At 71.0% G+C, this 17,160-nt stretch carries 12 protein-coding genes; 9 read left to right on the top strand and 3 right to left on the bottom strand.

Annotated features, from left to right (window positions below; genetic code table 11):
• Positions 1–78 precede the first annotated feature (78 nt).
• Entirely contained in the window at positions 79–1,782 is a 1,704-nt protein-coding gene (gene lysS / locus ACFY3L_RS49575) for a lysine--tRNA ligase (RefSeq protein WP_389341200.1), read from the top strand.
• A 132-nt stretch (positions 1,783–1,914) separates the two neighbouring features.
• On the opposite strand, the gene ACFY3L_RS49570 is transcribed toward lysS, so the two are convergent.
• Positions 1,915–2,556 (bottom strand): ricin-type beta-trefoil lectin domain protein, encoded by a 642-nt coding sequence (locus tag ACFY3L_RS49570; protein ID WP_389341197.1) that lies wholly within the window; start codon positions 2,554–2,556, stop codon positions 1,915–1,917.
• A gap of 471 nt (positions 2,557–3,027) precedes the next feature.
• On the opposite strand from ACFY3L_RS49570, the gene ACFY3L_RS49565 reads away from it, so the two are divergent.
• The 3 genes from ACFY3L_RS49565 to ACFY3L_RS49555 all read left to right on the top strand — a co-directional run bounded on the left by ACFY3L_RS49565 (position 3,028) and on the right by ACFY3L_RS49555 (position 7,846).
• Positions 3,028–4,926 (top strand): adenylyl cyclase, encoded by a 1,899-nt coding sequence (locus ACFY3L_RS49565; protein WP_389341194.1) that lies wholly within the window; start codon positions 3,028–3,030, stop codon positions 4,924–4,926.
• Between the two features lie 177 nt (positions 4,927–5,103).
• Positions 5,104–7,194, top strand: a complete 2,091-nt coding sequence (locus ACFY3L_RS49560; protein WP_389341191.1) for a sigma-70 family RNA polymerase sigma factor — start codon at positions 5,104–5,106, stop codon at positions 7,192–7,194.
• Positions 7,195–7,411: 217 nt separating this feature from the next.
• Positions 7,412–7,846 (top strand): HIT family protein, encoded by a 435-nt coding sequence (locus ACFY3L_RS49555; RefSeq protein ID WP_389341188.1) that lies wholly within the window; start codon positions 7,412–7,414, stop codon positions 7,844–7,846.
• Positions 7,847–7,863: 17 nt separating this feature from the next.
• Here ACFY3L_RS49555 and ACFY3L_RS49550 read toward each other — a convergent pair whose 3' ends face one another.
• Complete coding sequence (locus tag ACFY3L_RS49550; RefSeq protein WP_389341185.1) at positions 7,864–8,283, bottom strand: hypothetical protein; 420 nt, start codon at positions 8,281–8,283, stop codon at positions 7,864–7,866.
• Between the two features lie 68 nt (positions 8,284–8,351).
• Between ACFY3L_RS49550 and ACFY3L_RS49545 the strand changes: the two genes are divergently transcribed.
• Positions 8,352–9,638: a helix-turn-helix domain-containing protein gene (locus ACFY3L_RS49545; protein WP_389341182.1), complete on the top strand. Its 1,287-nt coding sequence runs from the start codon at positions 8,352–8,354 to the stop codon at positions 9,636–9,638.
• 195 nt (positions 9,639–9,833) lie between these two features.
• On the opposite strand, the gene ACFY3L_RS49540 is transcribed toward ACFY3L_RS49545, so the two are convergent.
• Complete coding sequence (locus tag ACFY3L_RS49540) at positions 9,834–10,916, bottom strand: hypothetical protein (RefSeq protein WP_389341179.1); 1,083 nt, start codon at positions 10,914–10,916, stop codon at positions 9,834–9,836.
• A 362-nt stretch (positions 10,917–11,278) separates the two neighbouring features.
• Here ACFY3L_RS49540 and ACFY3L_RS49535 point away from each other — a divergent pair, with 362 nt between their 5' ends.
• From ACFY3L_RS49535 to ACFY3L_RS49520, 4 genes are read left to right on the top strand one after another with little or no spacing between them, the layout of a single operon-like run.
• On the top strand, positions 11,279–11,866 hold the full coding sequence (locus ACFY3L_RS49535; protein ID WP_389341176.1) for a toll/interleukin-1 receptor domain-containing protein: 588 nt from the start codon (positions 11,279–11,281) through the stop codon (positions 11,864–11,866).
• Between the two features lie 7 nt (positions 11,867–11,873).
• A complete protein-coding gene (locus ACFY3L_RS49530) occupies positions 11,874–14,189 on the top strand; it encodes a hypothetical protein (RefSeq protein ID WP_389341173.1) in 2,316 nt (771 codons plus the stop codon).
• Complete coding sequence (locus ACFY3L_RS49525; protein WP_389341170.1) at positions 14,186–15,676, top strand: hypothetical protein; 1,491 nt, start codon at positions 14,186–14,188, stop codon at positions 15,674–15,676. The genes ACFY3L_RS49530 and ACFY3L_RS49525 overlap by 4 nt, the downstream gene beginning before the upstream one ends.
• Positions 15,669–17,015 carry a DUF4407 domain-containing protein gene (locus tag ACFY3L_RS49520; protein ID WP_389341167.1) on the top strand — a complete coding sequence of 449 codons (1,347 nt, stop codon included), beginning with the start codon at positions 15,669–15,671 and terminating at the stop codon, positions 17,013–17,015. The genes ACFY3L_RS49525 and ACFY3L_RS49520 overlap by 8 nt, the downstream gene beginning before the upstream one ends.
• Positions 17,016–17,160 lie beyond the last annotated feature (145 nt).

Genomic DNA, 17,160 nt, shown 5'->3' with positions numbered 1-17,160 from the left:
GCGCAGGGTCGATGAAGAGGCCCCCCGCCGCTGGTGGGGGGCCTCTTCCATGCAGCTGCCGACGGAAGAGTGACGATCGTGGCGAGTGAGACAGACAACGACTGGGTCGACCGGTTCGCGGACGAGGTGATCGCGGCGTCGCAGCGACGCGCGCCCGGCAAGCCGGTGGTCTGCGCGTCCGGGCTCAGCCCCTCCGGCCCCGTCCACCTCGGCAACCTCCGCGAGGTGATGACCCCGCACCTGGTCGCCGACGAGATCCGGCGGCGCGGGCACGATGTGGTCCACATCATCTCGTGGGACGACTACGACCGCTTCCGGAAGGTGCCCGCGGGGATCGACCCCTCGTGGGCGGAGCACATCGGCAAGCCGCTGAGTGCCGTGCCGGCGCCGACGGGGAGCGAGCACGCGAACTGGGCGGAGCACTTCAAGGCCGCCATGATCGCGTCGCTGGCCGAGCTCGGCGTGGAGTACCGGGGGATCAGCCAGACGGAGATGTACACGTCCGGCGCCTACCGTGACCAGATCCTGCTCGCCATGCGCGAGCGCGCCCGGATCGACGCGGTCCTGGCGCGGTACCGGACGAAGAAGCCCGCCGCGGCGGCGGCAGCGACGGCGACGAGCGAGGCCGAGGCCGAGGCGGCGGAGGGCTCCGGTGCCGCGAGCGAGGACGACGGGACCGCCGCGACCGGGTACTACCCGTACAAGCCGTACTGCGGCGGCTGCGGCACCGACCTCACCACGGTCGTGTCCTACGACGACGACACCACCGAGCTGACATACACGTGCGTCTGTGGGTTCACCGAGACCGTGCTGCTGTCGGAGTTCAACCGCGGCAAGCTGGTGTGGAAGGTCGACTGGCCGATGCGCTGGGCGTACGAGGGAGTGATCTTCGAGCCGTCCGGCGTCGACCACTCCTCGCCCGGCTCGTCGTTCCAGGTCGGCGGGCAGATCGTCACCGAGGTGTTCGGCGGCGAGCAGCCGATCGGGCCGATGTACGCCTTCGTCGGCATCAGCGGCATGGCGAAGATGAGCAGCTCCCGCGGCGCGGTGCCGACGCCCGCCGACGCGTTGCAGATCATGGAGGCGCCGCTGCTGCGGTGGCTGTACGCCCGGCGCCGGCCCAACCAGTCGTTCCAGGTCGCGTTCGACCAGGAGATCCAGCGCATCTACGACGAGTGGGACGCGCTGGAGAAGCGCTTCACGGCCGGCACCGCGGTCCCCGCCGACCGCTCCGCCTACCTGCGGGCCTCCCGGACGGCGACGCTGGAGCTGCCCCGGACGCCGCGCACGGTGCCGTACCGGACGCTCGCCTCCATCGTCGACATCACCACCGGGCAGGCCGAGCAGACCCTGCGGATCCTGCGCGACCTCGACCCGGAGCAGCCGATCACGTCGCTGGACGAGGTCCGCCCGAGGCTCGACCGGGCGCAGCACTGGGTGAACACGCAGGTGCCGGCCGAGTCGCGGACCAAGGTGCTCGACGAGCCCGACAAGACGCTGCTCGACTCGCTGACCGCCGAGCAGCGCGAGTCGCTGCGCCTGCTGCTGGCCGGGCTCGACGACCACTGGTCGCTCGAGGGGCTGACCACCCTGCTCTACGGCGTGCCGAAGGTGATGGCCGGCCTCCCGCTGGACACCAAGCCGACCGCCGAGCTGAAGGTGGCCCAGCGCAGCTTCTTCGCGCTCCTGTACCACCTGCTGGTCGGCCGGGACACCGGGCCGCGCCTGCCCACCCTGCTGCTCGCCGTCGGCGCCGACCGCGTCCGGGCGCTGCTGTCCTGAGACGGACGTGGCCCGCCGGAACCCCGGCGGGCCACCATACCGGCGCGGCCGGATCGCACGGGATCATGACGTGGTCGCGGCCCGGCTGTACTGTGCGCGGATGCCCCGCGCGTCACGCACCGGTGGACGGGTTCACCGTGCCGTAGCCGCCGGCAGCTGCCAGCGCTGCTGCCTCGTGCCGTTGCAGCGGGTGATGTACGGCCTGCCGCCCCACTCCGTCAGGCACTGCTTCGAGGAGCGGGTGACCAGCGCGCCCCGGACCGCGTCCCACTGCTGCGCGACGGCGCCGGAGCAGGCGCCCAGCCGCAGGGAGGCGTCCAGGCAGCGGCCCGCCGTGCGCAGCGTGCCGTCAGCGACGACCGTCCAGGTCTGCGTCTGCGCGCCGGAGCAGCGGCGGAACCGCACGGACGCGTCCATGCAGAGCCCTCCGGGCCCGACCAGCGGCCCGGACGCCGCGCCAGGCGCGGCAGCGGCCAGCACGCCGGACACCGAGCCGGACTCCGCGCCTGATCCTGACCCTGAGCCTGACTCTGCGGCCGGCGCGGAGCCGAGGCCCGCCACGGGCGGCGCCGGGACGGCGGCCATGTGCGGCCGCCCGGACAGCGAGTAGTCCGCGGAGGGTGCGGAGGTCGCGGCGCGGTCGCCGGCCGTCAGTGCCACGGCGGTCGACCCGAGCGTCAGGAGCAGCACGGTCCACGCGAACGCGGGGTAGTGCCGCCCCGACTGGCGGTGCGACCGCCGCTCGGCCGGCGGCACCGGGTTCACGAGGGCCATCCAGGAATGCCGCGGTTGGTATTCCGGCGGTTCGGGGCGAGCCACCGCGGGCGCGTTGTTGAGGTGCGCCGCGGGCGGTATCTGATCGTTCGCGATGACTCTCACGTAGGGGCGGACCAGCAGCGGAGGCATACAGCGACGGTAGCGGCCATCAGTGGTGACCGATCCCGGCCGGACCGGGTGAAACAGGAGAATCACCCGGCGTCTCACCCTCTCGTTGGAGCGCTTTCACAAGCACGCTTCCGGCGGCCCGCAATTCCAATGCGCACGGAACGTCCGTATTTCGCGGGGCCGCGCCGTGGTTTCGCGGAAATCGGGTCCGTCGAGCCGTAGCGCACGGCGGATTTACACGGTAGAAACAACACTCTGGAGAGAGCGCTCTCACGCGGACGCCGATGCGCCGCTGGCTCCTCCGACACCCCATCCCACCGTGTACCTCACCCGCCCGCACGATCGAGAGGACGCACCCGTATGACGATCCAGTCCGAGCATTCCGTGAGGCGGTGGTCGAGCCGTCGCAACGTCGGCAGAGCGTTCGTGCTCAGCCTGGCGCTGACGACCGCCACCGCCTCGATGGGGACGGCGGCCGGCGCGACCCCGCCCGGGTCGCACGGCGGGTCGCAGGACCTGGGGCCCAACGTCACCGTGTTCGACCCGAGCACGCCGGTCAGCGAGATCCAGGCGAAGCTGGACGCGACCTACGCCAAGCAGGTCGACAACGAGATGGGCACCGCTCGGTACGCCTACTACTTCAAGCCCGGCACGTACGGCACGGCCGACCAGCCGCTGCAGTTCAAGGTCGGCTACTACACCGAGATCGCCGGCCTGGGCGCCAACCCGGGCGACGTCGTCATCAACGGCAAGGTCGAGGTGTACAACCGCTGCCTCGAGAACGGCGGCACCAGCAACTGCCTCGCGCTGGTCAACTTCTGGCGCACGCTGTCCAACCTGTCGATCAACGTCAACGGCAAGGGCCAGGACGGCTGCCGCGGCTCGGCCAACTTCTGGGCCGTGTCGCAGGCCGTCTCGCTGCGGCGCCTCAACGTCACCGGCGGCAACCTGTCGCTGATGGACTACTGCACCGCCGGCCCGCAGTACGCCAGCGGCGGCTTCATCGCCGACTCCAAGGCCGGGACGATCGTCAACGGCTCGCAGCAGCAGTGGCTGACCCGCAACAGCCAGGTCGACAACTGGTCCAACGGCGTGTGGAACCAGGTCTTCTCGGGCGTCGTCGGCGCCCCGGACGACTCGGCGTTCCCGAACCCGCCGTACACCACCCTGGCGCAGACCCCGATCAGCCGGGAGAAGCCGTACCTCTTCGTCGACGCCAAGGGCAAGTACAACGTCCGCGTCCCGTCGGCGCAGAAGAACACCAGCGGCACCTCCTGGGCGAACGGCGAGACGGCCGGCCGCACCATCCCGCTGTCGGACTTCTACGTCGCCAAGCCGGGCGACTCGATCGCCAAGATCAACCTGGCCCTGCTCGCCGGCAAGAACCTGCTGCTCACCCCCGGCATGTACGACGTCGGCCACAGCATCGAGGTCCGTTGGCCCAACCAGGTCGTCCTCGGCATCGGCCACGCCACGCTGACCGCGGTCAACGGCGCCACCCCGCTCGACGTCGCGGACGTCCCGGGCATCATCGTCGCGGGCGTCACCATCGACGCCGGCCTCAAGGAGTCGAAGGTCCTGCTGCGCGTCGGCAAGGAGCACGGCTGGGGCTTCAGCGACCCGAAGAACCCGACCACGCTGTCGGACGTGTACTTCCGCGTCGGCGGCCCGCACATCGGCAAGACCGACACCGCGCTCGAGGTCAACAGCGACAACGTGCTCATCGACCACACCTGGGTGTGGCGCGGCGACCACGGCGTCGAGGGCTTCACCGGCGGCGTCAACGGCGACAACCAGCGCTGGGTCACCAACACCGGCCGCTACGGCGCTGTCATCAACGGCAACAACGTGACCGCGACCGGCCTCTTCGTCGAGCACTTCCAGAAGTACAACACCGTCTGGAACGGCGAGCGTGGCACCACGATCCTGTACCAGAACGAGCTGCCGTACGACCCGCCGACGCAGGCCGACTGGATGAACGGCAGCGTCAAGGGCTACGCCGGTTACAAGGTCAACAACAAGGTGAAGACCCACAACCTGTACGGCGCGGGTGTGTACGTCTTCAACCAGAACAACCCGTCGATCCAGACCGAGAACGGCTTCGAGGCCCCGAACACCCCGGGCGTCAAGCTGCACCACATCATGACGGTCAACCTGAGCGCCGGCGTCATCAACCACGTCGTCAACGGCGTGGGCAACGCGGCCGACACCAGCATGATCGGCCAGCCGATCTACCTGGCGGACTACCCCGCCGCGTAACACCCCCAGCACCACCACCGGTGGGCTCATCGCGATCAGCGATGGGCCCACCGCTGTGTTTTCTGAAAGTTGCACCCGTCCCCGCTGGCCGCAGCGGCGCTCCCTTTACACCCCGCCGGGTGGCGTGGAACCATGCGGCGGCTACTGAGAGCGTTGACATCGCAGGCGGGAGGCCCGGTGGCCGAGACGGTGGCCGAGACGGCCGAGCTCGTCGCGGCGGCCCAGGCCGGCGACCGGGCGGCGCTGGAAGAGCTGACCGCCGCGCACCTGCCGCTGGTGTACAACGTGATCGGCCGCGCCCTGAACGGCCACGCCGACGTCGACGACCTCGTGCAGGAGACGATGGAGCGGGTCGTGCGCAACCTGCGCGGCCTGCGCGAGCCGGAGCGGTTCCGCTCGTGGGTCGTCGCCATCGCGTACCGCGAGATCCAGCTCCATCTGAGGAAGGCCGGCCGGCTGGGGTTCCTGCGCAGGCAGGAGGCGCTCACCGAGGTGCCCGACCCGGCCGGTGACTTCGCCGAGCGCACCGTCACCGAGCTGGTCCTCACCGGGCAGCGCCGCGAGCTGGTCGAGGCGACCCGCTGGCTCGACGACGGCGACCGGCACCTGCTCGCGCTGTGGTGGCACGAGGCGGCCGGCGACCTGACCCGCACCGAGCTCGCGACCGCGCTCGGCATCGGGCAGCCGCACGCCGCCGTCCGCCTGCAGCGCATGAAGGCGCAGCTCGAGACGGCCCGCGCGGTCGTCCGGGCCCTCGCAGCGAGCCCGCGCTGCGACGGCCTCGCGACCGCCGTCGAGGGCTGGAACGGCGTGGCCCGGCCGCTGTGGCGCAAGCGGCTGTCCCGGCACGTCCGCGAGTGCGCCGGCTGCGGCGGCCACCGGCGCGGGCTCATCCCGCCGGAGCGGCTGCTGCACGGGATCGGCGCGGTCGCCGTGCCGGCCGTGTTCACGAAGGCGTCGCTGCCCGGCACGTCCCTGCTCGGCTCCCTGCAGCAGCTGTTCCAGCACAAGGCCGCCGCGGTCGCGACCGTGGCCGTGGTGGCCGGCGGCGGCTTCGCGTACGCCGTGTACGAGACGCCGGCCGAGCACGAGACGCCGGCCGTGTCCGCGCCGCAGGCACCCGCCCCCGCGGCGACCTCCTCGGCACCGCCGGCCGCTCCCTCCACGGCGCCGCCCGCCCGGACCACCGGCGAGATCTTCGTGTCACCGTCCGGCGCGGACACCGGGGACGGCTCGATCGACCGCCCCCTGGCGACCCTGTCCGCGGCGGTCGCGCTGGTACGGCCAGGGCAGACCATCACGCTCCGCGGTGGCACCTACCGGCCGGTCGACCCGGTCACCATCACGACCAGCGGCACCGCCGAGCAGCGGATCACGCTCACCAACTACCGGGACGAGGCACCCGTGATCGACGCCTCGCGCATCCCGGCCGACAAGTGGGCGATCACCCAGCGGGCGGACTACTGGACCGTGCAGGGCCTGGAGATCAAGGGCTCCCGCAGCCACGCGTACGTCTGCCTCTCCTGCAAGCACGACGTCTTCCGCCGCCTGTCCGTCCACGACAACGTGGAGTCCGGCCTGACCCTGCGCGACGACGGGACCGTCGGCAACCAGGTCCTGGACAGCGACTTCTACCGCAACCGCAACCCCGCCGACCAGGGCCAGACGGGCATCGGCCTGGGCGTGAAGTTCGGCGACGGCGACGGCAACCTCATCCGCGGCTGCCGCGCCTTCGACAACGCCGACGACGGCTTCGACCTCGGCGACTTCCGCAGCCCCGTGACGCTGGAGTACAACTGGGCCTTCGGCAACGGCGTCAACCGCTGGGGCGTGCGCGACTGGCAGAGCAACGGCAACGGCTTCACGCTCGGCGGCGGCAGCCCACCCGCCGCGGCCGCGCACCAGCTGCGCCACAACGCCGCCTGGGACAACGTCCACCACGGCTTCACCGACAGCGGCAACCGCGCGGCCCTGCAGCTCACCAACAACACCGCCTTCCGCAACGGCGCCACCGGCTTCGCCGTGACCGACGCACCGGCGACCCTGCGCCGCTCCGTCTCGATCGACAACGAGACCGCGGTGCGCACCAACACCGCCGTGCGCTCCAGCCGCAACACCTGGGACGAGGGCACCTGGACGAGGTCGATGTTCCGCACCACGGACCCGGCCACCGCCGAATCCCTCCGCCCGCCCGGCGGCGCCCTCCCCTCGACCTCCTTCCTGACCACCGGCAACGGCATGGGCGCCTCCATGTCCGGCGGCGACTGACCCCGGCCGCCTCTCCGGCCGGACGGCCGGCCGTCCGGCGGCGTCAGCAGTGGATGTCCAGGTGCTCCTGGATCTGCTGGGCGAAGCCGTCGGCGGTGTCGAGCTGGTCGCGCGGCTACGAGGTGGTTGGTCAGCGTACGAACGTCCCGACCTGGGCACGGCGTCGCGGCGGTCCACCGCTCCGCTGCGCCGGCGACGCTCCCTCTATGCTCGCGCAGTGACTGTCGCCGCCACCGATTGCGTGTTCTGCGACATCGTCTCGGGCCGCGCCCCGGCGATCGTGATCTACGAGGACGAGCACGCGATCGCGTTCCCGCCCATCCGCCCGGCCGCCGTCGGCCACACGCTCGTCGTCCCGCGGCACCACCTCCGCGACTTCTGGGACGGCCCGCCCACCGAGGTGGCGCCGGTGGCGGCGGCGGCCGCGGTCGTCGGCTCGGCGATCCGGCGGGCGCTACGGCCCGAAGGGATGAACCTCATCAGCTCGGCCGGCGCCGCCGCCACCCAGTCTGTCTTCCACCTGCACCTGCACGTCATACCGCGCTGGGCGGACGACCACATGGGCCCGATCTGGCCGACCACCCCGCCGCGGGAAGCACCCTCACGGGAGCAGGTGGCCGCGCTGATCCGCGCCGAGCTGGCCGGTTCCTGACCAGGCGCGCCCCCGGCTCAGGCGGCGAACGCGGCCAGAACCACGAAGACCAGATCGACCAGGGCCACACCGCCATAGAACGCGACCAAGGTTGATGAGCCGACCGCGGCCGGCCAGAGGATCCGCGAGCGGTACCGCGTCGCGTTCATCGACAGCGGCTCCACGTCGTCCTCGGCGCGGCGGACCGCGTCGTAGAGCCGCCGGTACAGCCGCTCCTGGCGAAGCAGGAAGCCGTCGACGCCCCAGAACGCGATGAGCGGCAGCAGCGCACTCACGCCCACCAGCCAGCTCCCGCGCTCGGCCGACACGGCCAGCAGTGCGGTGGTCATGGTCACCAACCAGCCCTTGAGCAGGAACGACATGGTGCTCATGCGGTCGATGACGCCCTGCAGGAATTCCAGGTGCTTGATGTGCAGCGCTTCGGACGAGCCCGTCATCATGGTCATCCTTTCGGGTTGCCGGGTGGGCGGTTGTCACTCATCGAGCTGGCATCGATACTTTGCGAATGGAGGCTGAGCAGCGGTTCGGATCCGAACTCCGCCGGCTTCGCCACGAGTCCGGCTTCTCGCTGAGCGACCTGGCCGGACGGGTCCACTACAGCAAGAGCCACCTCAGCAAGGTGGAGAACGGCGACAAGACCCCGTCGGAGGCGCTTGCCCGGCAGTGCGACGCGGTGCTGCACGCCGGCGGCGCTCTGCTGCGCCTCGCCGTGCCGGCACCGGCGCGGACGGATAGGGGGCCTGCCGGCGCGGCGCCCGCACGGACCCGGGACGAGCGCTGGACGCTCACCCTCACCGACGGCGACGGGCGGCTGGCGGTCGGACCCGACGGCACGCCGGGCGAACTGGAGGTCAACCGCTGGGCGGTCCCCCATGCCGACCGGGCCGGACGGCTGCCCGAGGGCACCGTCGAGATGTTCGGCGTGATCCTCGGCGACCTGCGCAGGCTCGGCCAGTGGCAGCCGCCGGCGGTGGTCCTCCCCGGCGTGCTCGCACACGCGGCCACGCTGCGTTCGCTGGCCGGCCGGGTCACCCCCGCGGAGCGTCCGGCGGTGCTGGTCATGGCGTCCCGGTTCGCCGAGTACGCCGGCTGGTGCCTGCAGGAGGCGGGTGACGACCACGGCGCTTTGACGTGGACCGCCCGTGCCGCCCGACTTGCCCTCGACGCCGGCGACGATCAGTTCGCCGCGTACGCCGACGTGCGGCGAGCACTCGTCGCGCTCTACCACCATGATGCCGTCGAGACGGTTGCCCTGGCCCGGCGCGGCGCACAGGCCGCCGCCGACCACCGCATCCGCGGGCTCGCCGTGCAGCGGGAGGCGCAAGGCCACGCGCTCGGTGGCGACGAGAGCGCGTGCCATCGCGCCCTCGACCGCGCCGCGGAGCACCTGTCGCTCGCCGACGCGCCGGACGGCACCCCGGTCATCGGCACCTCCACGCTGACCGATCCCGTCGCGATGGTCCGCGGATGGTGCCTGTACGACCTCGGCCGTCCGGGAGCCGCCGCGGAGACGCTCGAGCGCGAGCTGGACAAGGTACCGCCGGGCGCCCTGCGGACACGGGTCCGGTTCGGCGCCCGGCTGGCCCTGGCATACGCCGATGCCGACGAGGTCGAGCAGGCATGCGCGACGGTGCTGCCGCTGCTCGGCCCGGCGGTCCACGTCGACTCCGCCACCGTGCGGGCGGACCTCGACCGGCTCAGCCGGGCGCTGCGCAGGCAGCACCAGGAGACCGCCGTGCGCGAGCTGTTGCCGCGATTGAACGCTGTGCTGCATACCGCCAGCATTGCTTGACGAAATCTCCGGCTGCAGGCGTTTCCCGTTGCCTGCCCGATGGGAGACAGGCAACGCCTTCTGTGCCCACCCACCGCTGCCCGACCGTAGGTGCATCCCAATCACCTAATGGTCGAGGAGGTGTTTCCTCATGGAGTCGCACGGCATCATCGTGGCCCTCGTCCACGCCCTGCTCGCCGCATTCGCCTTCTGACGTCAGCTCGCATGGCCGGGATCGTCCCGGCCATGCGACCACGCCAATCCGTATGCGTATCCCTGCCGGAGATTGCGGAACGCGAGATGCACTTCACCGAACCGATCGACATCGAGAACATTTTCCACCGCCGGCTCGTCGTCCACCATTCTCGGCGGCACACCGTCCACCCGGGACACCACCGACGGAACGGCAGCAGGATCGAACCGTACATTGACGTCGAGCGCTCGCACCGGAACCAGCGGCTGCATCACATAGTGCGGGACCATCGGCTGACCCGGCGGCAGGGTGAGCCGGATCGCGTAGTCGTGCGTCGCGCCGGCGTCGAAGCTGCGCGGCAACTGGATGAAGTAGATGAAGTGCTCGGGCGAGGGCTGCACCCGCTCCCGGATGTTGCCGCCGTAGAGCAGCTCCAGGTTCAGATCGTGGGCCACCCCGCCCGGTGTGCTGCGCGGCACGGTGAACCGGCAGAAGATCTCCTCGACACCGTCGCCGGTCATGACGATGCTGCGGTGCTCGGTGATCTCGGGCGCCGGGCCGTCGAGGCGCAGCAGCGCCCGGACCGCGGTGACCTGCCAGCGCTCGACGCCGCGATCGGAGCTGTCGCCGACCGCGCTGACCGCGGCCTTCTGGGCGAGCACCTGGAACGCGTGGTCGACCCGGCGCCGGGCGGTGCGCTCGTGACAGTGCAGTTGACCGGCCAGCCAGCGCTCACGGGCGGCCAGGTCGCGGTGATCGGCCGCGGGATGCAGCGCGAGCGCGGCCGCGACCGCCGGCCACGTGTCGTCCGCCTCGTCGCGCAGCAGTGCACCGAGCGTATCGGCGAGCTTGAGCCGCGCCGCCGCGCCGCTGTCGGAGTCGGTCACGCCGCACAGGTCGCGCAGCTGGTGACCGAGCTTGGCGGGAAAGCTGGGATGTCGCGTGGCGCGGCCTTTGCGCAATGCGCGCAGCTCGTTCAGCAGCAGGGGCAGGTCGGCGTGCACGGTCCACTCCTTGTCCGCTTCGGCGTTCTGGCCAGCGACTGGCCAGAAGATTGGCCACTCGTTGTCCACAATTCGGTGCAACATGTGATCCGACGTGGTCACACGGGGAGCCAAGCGTCGCACGTCTCATCCATCTGAGGGAATCCGTAAATATGATCCACCGCCACCTTTCCGTCCACCATTCGGTGGTCGTTCGACGAGTCGGGCCCCCCATCCCGAGACCCTGATATTCCCGTCCGGCAATGCAGGACCGCCGAAAAACGCTTGTTGGCGCCGGACTTCGGCTGCAAAGCTGTCGACGCGGTCCACACCGTGCCACAGCACCGAATCCTCCAAAGCTGCCACGCCGTGCGCGGGGATCCGTGACCTGACGCTGCCCGTCAGAGAATGAAAAGCCTTCACGCCGCACCGATATCCGCCGGCGCTGTTTCGCTGCGCCCGGACGCCCACCGGAAGGTGCACAAATGATCGACATCGTGGTCAACTACCGGACGGCGGACGAACCGCTGGCCGCACTGCTCATCGACCGGGCACTCGCCAAGCGCATCGGCGGCCGGGTCTTCCGCGACTACAGCTCGATCCGGCCCGGCCAGCGATATTCGTCGCGGATCTGGACCGCGATCGACCAGTGCCAGATCTTCGTGGCGGTCATCGGCAGCCGCTGGCTGGAGAAGGACGACGACGGCCGGCGCCGCATCGACGACCCCGCCGACTTCGTCCGCCGCGAGATCGCCAGGGCCCTCCAGCGGGGTATCCCGGTGGTGCCGGTGCTGATCGGCAAGGCGAGCCTGCCGAAGCAGGAGGACCTGCCGGAGGACCTGCGTGGGCTTCCGGCGCACCAGTACCGCTGCATCCGCATCCGCGGCGCCGAGCACGAGGTCGAGCGGCTCGCGGATGAACTGGTCGCGCTGCTGGACGACGACCCGTCGACCGGCGAGGAAACCGGCACCCCTGCCGCCGGGGCCCGGCCGAGCTCGACGGTGACGAACGTCTTCGAGGGCACCGTTCACGCCGAGGGCGCCGTGTTCGGCGTCGTCAACCACGGACGGTAGGTGCCGTATGCCCATCGAGACGACCACCGGCGAGGAAACGGACGCCGGCGTCACCGCCCAGGCCGGACCCGACGCCGCGGACCCGCCGGCGGATGCCGCCGCAGCGCCCCGTCCGCAGCCCGAGGAGCCGGTGCCCGGCGAGCAGGGCAAGGAGTCCACGGCGGAGAAGAGGCCGCCGCCCGAGGACAAGGCGAAGGAGGAGGCCCGCGTCTCCAACCAGGTGACCGACGCCGTCTGGGCCTTCTATCGCGGTCTCAGGGTCGAGGGCAACGTCACGTTCAACACCTTCAACGACACCGTCACCGCACCGGGCTCCACCTTCGGCGTGCGGGAAGGGGCCGGACCCCGCTCGGGCGGCCACCGCAAGGTGACCGGCCGGATCGGCGACGAGCAGGCCGCGGCCGCCGTCCGCCGATACGCGGCGCCACCCTGCTTCGGCGAGGCCCAGGCGAAGCTGCGCACGCACCACGTGATCGTCGTCGAGGGCCGCCCCGGGACAGGCCGGCGCTCCGGCGCGATCAACCTGCTGCGCGAGGTCACGCGAGAGCCGCTCGTGGTCCTGTCGCCGACGCTCTCGCTGCGCGAGCTGGCCGAGCGCGCCTACGACAGCGGCTTCGGCTATCTCATCCTCGACCACGTCTATGAGCAGCGGCGGGTCGACCTCGAGTTCACCTGGGCCAACGTGCAGGAGAACATCGAGCGGGCGGGCGCGTTTCTGGTGATCACCAACTCGTGCGTGGGGGGCACGGCCAGCAGCGCGGTGCCGCACATCGCCTGGGACCTGCCGCCGGCGGAGGCGGTGCTCCGGGCGCAACTGCGTCCGCGCGAGGATCTCGACACGATCGTGCACGACGTGCTCGCCGCGTTCGGCGACGACGCCGCGCTGACGAAGCTGGCGGCAGTCGCGCGCCTGATCCGCGACGACAACCTGTCGGTCGAGGAGGCGCTGAAGAAGCTCGACGAGAGCGCCCGCCGCCAGGTGCTCGAGTGGTTCGCCGGCCGGCCCGCCCACCGGGACGTCGTCGCCGCGGCCGCCCTGTGCTTCCTCGAAGGCACGGACATACGGACGTACGAGGTGCTGCTCGACGACCTGCACGAGGTGCTGGCCGGCCGCGTCTCCGGCAAGCGGGCCAAGGCGCAACTGCGCAAGCGGGACGCGGACATGTTCGGCGAGCGCGAGGCCCGGCTGCACGGCACCGGCCTGCTGCAGATGCGCAGCGAGACGTGGAATGGCGCACCGATCGAGATCGTCGCGTTCAAGGACGACGCCTACCGCCGATACGTGCTCGCGGAGCTCTGGCGCACGCAGACGAACCAGTTCTGGGACTCGGTCTGCGAGTGGCTCACCGAGGCGGCGGTCCGCCGGTTCGCGGAGAGTCACACCGCGGTGGCGAGCGGGCTTGCCTGGCTTGCCTACTCCAGCGTCAACGAGACGCAGCGGTGCTACCTGGAGCCCTGGTCGGCCGCGGAGGCCGGCTGGCCGGGCCAGGTCACCGCGGCGTACGCGCTGTGGTTCATGTGCCACCGGGACGAGCTGGCGTCCATCGCGCTGCAGACGGCGGTGCGCTGGGCCCGCAGCGGCGACAGCGACCAGCGGTGGACCGCGGCGTTCGCGCTGGGCGGCGAGCTCGGGATGTTCTTCCCCTCTGACGCCGTCAACCGGCTCTGGCAGCTCATGACCCAGGACGCCGACCTGTGGGTGATCGGCTGCGCGTCGATGGCGGCGCTGTTCGCCACGCTGAGCGACGACGAGGACGGCGACCCGGTGACCGTGCTCAACCTGCTGGACAAGAAGATGACCGACTTCGGCAGGGGCGCCGGACCGGCCGACCGCAAGGGCCCGATTCCCGCCGTGCAGCTCATGCGCCTGCGCACGCTGACGATGACCGCAGCCCTGTCGGTCGTGTCCGCCGGCAGCATCCGCACCGGCCGGCCGGCGGTCGCCGAGTACCTGGCCCGCAACCGGCAGCGCGTGGCGACAGGCGCCGAGCCCCCGGCCGGCGACCGGCGGCGCATGGCGATGATCGCCCGCATCTGGGCCGGTGTGCTGACGTTCCGCCCGCTGCGCTGGGAGGCGTTCTTCGCGCTGCGGCGGGCGCTGCACGCGCTGCGCGACATCGACAAGGACTACCTGGCAACGGCCCGTGACTTCGGCACCGCCCTCGCCGAGGCGCTGCCCGAGGCCGAGCGCCGGACGTTCAAGGACGCGTTCACGCAGGTCGACGAGCGGGCCCGGAAGGGGCGCAAGGAGCCGCTCGCCGAGGTGCTCGTCGCCTGCATCGAGGCCATCACGAGAAAGATCCACTCCGGAGGTGTTCGTTGAGTTCCGCTGTCTACCCGATTCTCGAGCGGCGGTCCTTGAGCCCGGCAGAGAAGGCCCGCTGGTTCGGCAGGAAGAGCCGCAAACTCGACGACCTTCCGCGCCCCGCCGCTCACCAATCGCTGGTGTACCTCGTGGCCGGCGACCTCATCGTCGACGACGGCCGGATGTCGACGGCCGACGAGCAGATCGTCAACGCCACCAACGTGAGCGTCGTGGACATGCGGCGCGACGCGCTCGTCGTGGTGCGCATCGACATCCCCTCGGCCGACGCCTCGTACTTCGAGGTGCTGGTGACGTTCCGCTGCACGGTGGACGATCCGGTGGCGGTGGTGGGCGGCGGGGTCAACGCGTCCGAGGCGCTGCAGGGGCATCTGAAGGCGCACCACCGGATCTTCGAGCTCGGCCTGGGGTACAAGCTGACCGAGGTCAACGAGGTGCGCCGGATGGTCAGCGCGCAGGTGCGGGCCTACCTGACGCACGTGCCGGCCCGGGTGTCGGGCATGCAGGTCCGGTTCGCCAACGTCGAGGTGAGCAGCCCGAAGGAGCTCATCGACTTCGAGGGCAACGTACGCAGCAAGACGTTCGCGAACAGGCTCGACCAGCAGGAGATGGAGTACCTGCAGCAGAAGGACGCCGGATCCGCGGCGCACAACCAGGCGATGGAGAGCGGCCGGCGGGACCACGAGATCGACCTCGACGGCCGGTCGCACCGGCACGACCTGCGCAAGACATCCGCGTCTGCCGCGCAGGAACTGGAGCTCGACGGCTGGTCGCACGCGCACGACCTGCGCAAGGCGTCCGCGGACGTCGAGCACGAGCTCGACGTGGTGCAACGACGCGGCGCGGTCGCCCGGAGCGAGTTCGACCGGAACGTGGAGATGCTCAACGGCGACCCGAAGCGGGCCCTGCTGGCCGCGTACGCCGCGGGTCAGCTCGACGCGCAGGGCCTGTCGGCGGGGCTGAAGGCGATCGACGACAGCCTCCGCGACCAGGCCGTCCAGGCGGCGCTGCAGGAGCGCGAGGAGAAGCTCGCGCTGCGGGCGGCGAACCTCGAGGAGCTGCGCGTCGAGCGCGGCTGGCAGCGCGAGGACAGCGACCGCGAGGCGGAGCTCAAACACCGCGAGGAGGTGCAGGCACGGGTCGACCGGCTGCGCCGCGAGAAGGAGAAGCGCGAGGACGAGCTGCGCAGGGAGCAGACCGAGCGGGACGACAAGCTCCGCAAGGAACAGATCGACCGGGACGACAAGCTCCGCGAGGAGCAGGCGAGCCGGGAGGACGCGCAGCGGCTCAACAGCATGCGCTTCGAGCTTCTGAAGCAGATGGCGGCCCAGGGCCACTTCAACACCACGGATCTCGGCGGTGGCAGCCTGTTCGCCGAGGTCATGCGCATGCCGCAGGCGGAGGTCGAACACCGGCACCAGGACGCGGTGGGCAATCGTGCCGCGGAGCAGCTCGAGAGCGGCGGGGTGCGTGAAGAAGATGAGTGAGACGGTACTGATCCGCTCGCAGGCCGACGAGGACACCGTCGAGCTGAAGCACGAGCCGTACCGGCCGGCGAAACCGACCCGGCGCGGCCCCGGATACCTGCTGCGCCAGATCGCGGGGGTCGACGAGACGATCCTCGACTGGGTGCCGGAGGAGCGTCATCGGTACAGCCGCCTCGGTGCGATCGTGCTCAACACCGGGCTGATGGCGGCGCTGTCGATGCTGGCCCTGCTCGGGTCGCACGACGTGCCGATCGCGGCGCTGGTGCCGGCGGCGCTGTTGTGGGGATACGTCATCCTCACGTTCGACCGGTGGCTGATCACCGATACGCACGGCTCCAGCGGGATGGGCACCGGGAAGTTCCTCGCCCGGCTCGCCATCTCGATCCTGATGGGGCTGGTCGTCGCCGAGCCGTTGCTGCTGTGGATGTTCAGCTCGGACGTGCACACCCAGATCGGCAAGGACCGCACCACGCTGCTGGACACCTACAGGAGCACCCTGAAACGGTGCAACCCGCTGTCCGGCGAGCCGCCGGCGGACGCGTCCGGCTGCACGAAGGAGTACGTCCTGAACGTCCCCGGATCGCCGAGACCGCTGCTGGACAGCAAGAAGGCGGCGGAGGACGAACGAGTCAAAATCAACGCGGCGATCGCCGACATCGACACCGAGATCAAGCGCCGGGAGGACCTCGCCCGTCAGGAATGCAACGGCACCTCGGGCCGGGGTCTGACGGGCCGGGTGGGCGAGGGCCCGAACTGCCGGCAACTGCGTGGCGAGACGGCCGAGTACATCGCGTCCAGCAACCGCCCCCAGCGGCAGGACGAGCTCAACGCGGTCAACACCAAGATCGCCGACATCGGCGCCCAGATCAGCACGGCGAGCCAGGGGTACGCCGAGGCGGTCAGCAAGGCGATCAAGGAGGCAGTCGACGCCAAGGAGGCGGCGCTGGAGACGCCCGGCCTCCTCGACCAGGTGCGCGCACTGAGCCAGCTCGCCGATCAGAACGTGTTCGTGCAGCTGCAGTCCTGGCTGCTGCGACTGCTGCTGGTGGTCCTCGACGCGCTGCCGGTGATCACCAAGAGGCTCAGCCGTCCGACAACTTACGACGGTCTGCTGTCCCGGCAGCTCACCATCAGCGACAAGCTCCACCACAAGACTCTGAAGAGCCGCAGCGACCAGGCGCTGGGGGACCTCGACGTGCAGATCCAGGAGACCGAGCACAACATCCGGGTGCGGCGGGAGCGCATCGAGGAGCAGGGCCGCGACGCCGAGGCGGACCGCCAGGCCACGCTCGACGCGCAGATCGAGGAGCTGGCCCGCCGGCTGCGGGGAGACAGCTAACTGGGGAGGGGGGTGGTGGGGGGGGGGGGGGGGGTCCCCCCCCCCCCCCCCCCCTTCCCCCCCCCCCCCGCCCCCCCGCGCGGCGCCCGGCCCCCCCCCACCCCCCCCCCCCCCCCAACCAAACAAGGCCACACCCCCCCACCCT

It is taken from the genome of Dactylosporangium sp. NPDC000521 (assembly GCF_042898305.1).
Classification (GTDB): Bacteria; Actinomycetota; Actinomycetes; order Mycobacteriales; family Micromonosporaceae; genus Dactylosporangium.
This window is presented reverse-complemented; position numbering and strand designations above follow the sequence as displayed.

Excerpts from the sequence above, each read along its gene's own strand:
- ACFY3L_RS49520 (WP_389341167.1), top strand. The coding sequence starts at position 15,669 with ATGAGTGAGACGGTACTGATCCGCTCGCAGGCCGACGAGGACACCGTC.
- ACFY3L_RS49530 (WP_389341173.1), top strand. The coding sequence starts at position 11,874 with ATGCCCATCGAGACGACCACCGGCGAGGAAACGGACGCCGGCGTCACC.
- ACFY3L_RS49535 (WP_389341176.1), top strand. The coding sequence starts at position 11,279 with ATGATCGACATCGTGGTCAACTACCGGACGGCGGACGAACCGCTGGCC.
- ACFY3L_RS49545 (WP_389341182.1), top strand. The coding sequence starts at position 8,352 with ATGGAGGCTGAGCAGCGGTTCGGATCCGAACTCCGCCGGCTTCGCCAC.
- ACFY3L_RS49550 (WP_389341185.1), bottom strand. The coding sequence starts at position 8,283 with ATGACGGGCTCGTCCGAAGCGCTGCACATCAAGCACCTGGAATTCCTG.
- ACFY3L_RS49565 (WP_389341194.1), top strand. The coding sequence starts at position 3,028 with ATGACGATCCAGTCCGAGCATTCCGTGAGGCGGTGGTCGAGCCGTCGC.
- ACFY3L_RS49570 (WP_389341197.1), bottom strand. The coding sequence starts at position 2,556 with ATGGCCCTCGTGAACCCGGTGCCGCCGGCCGAGCGGCGGTCGCACCGC.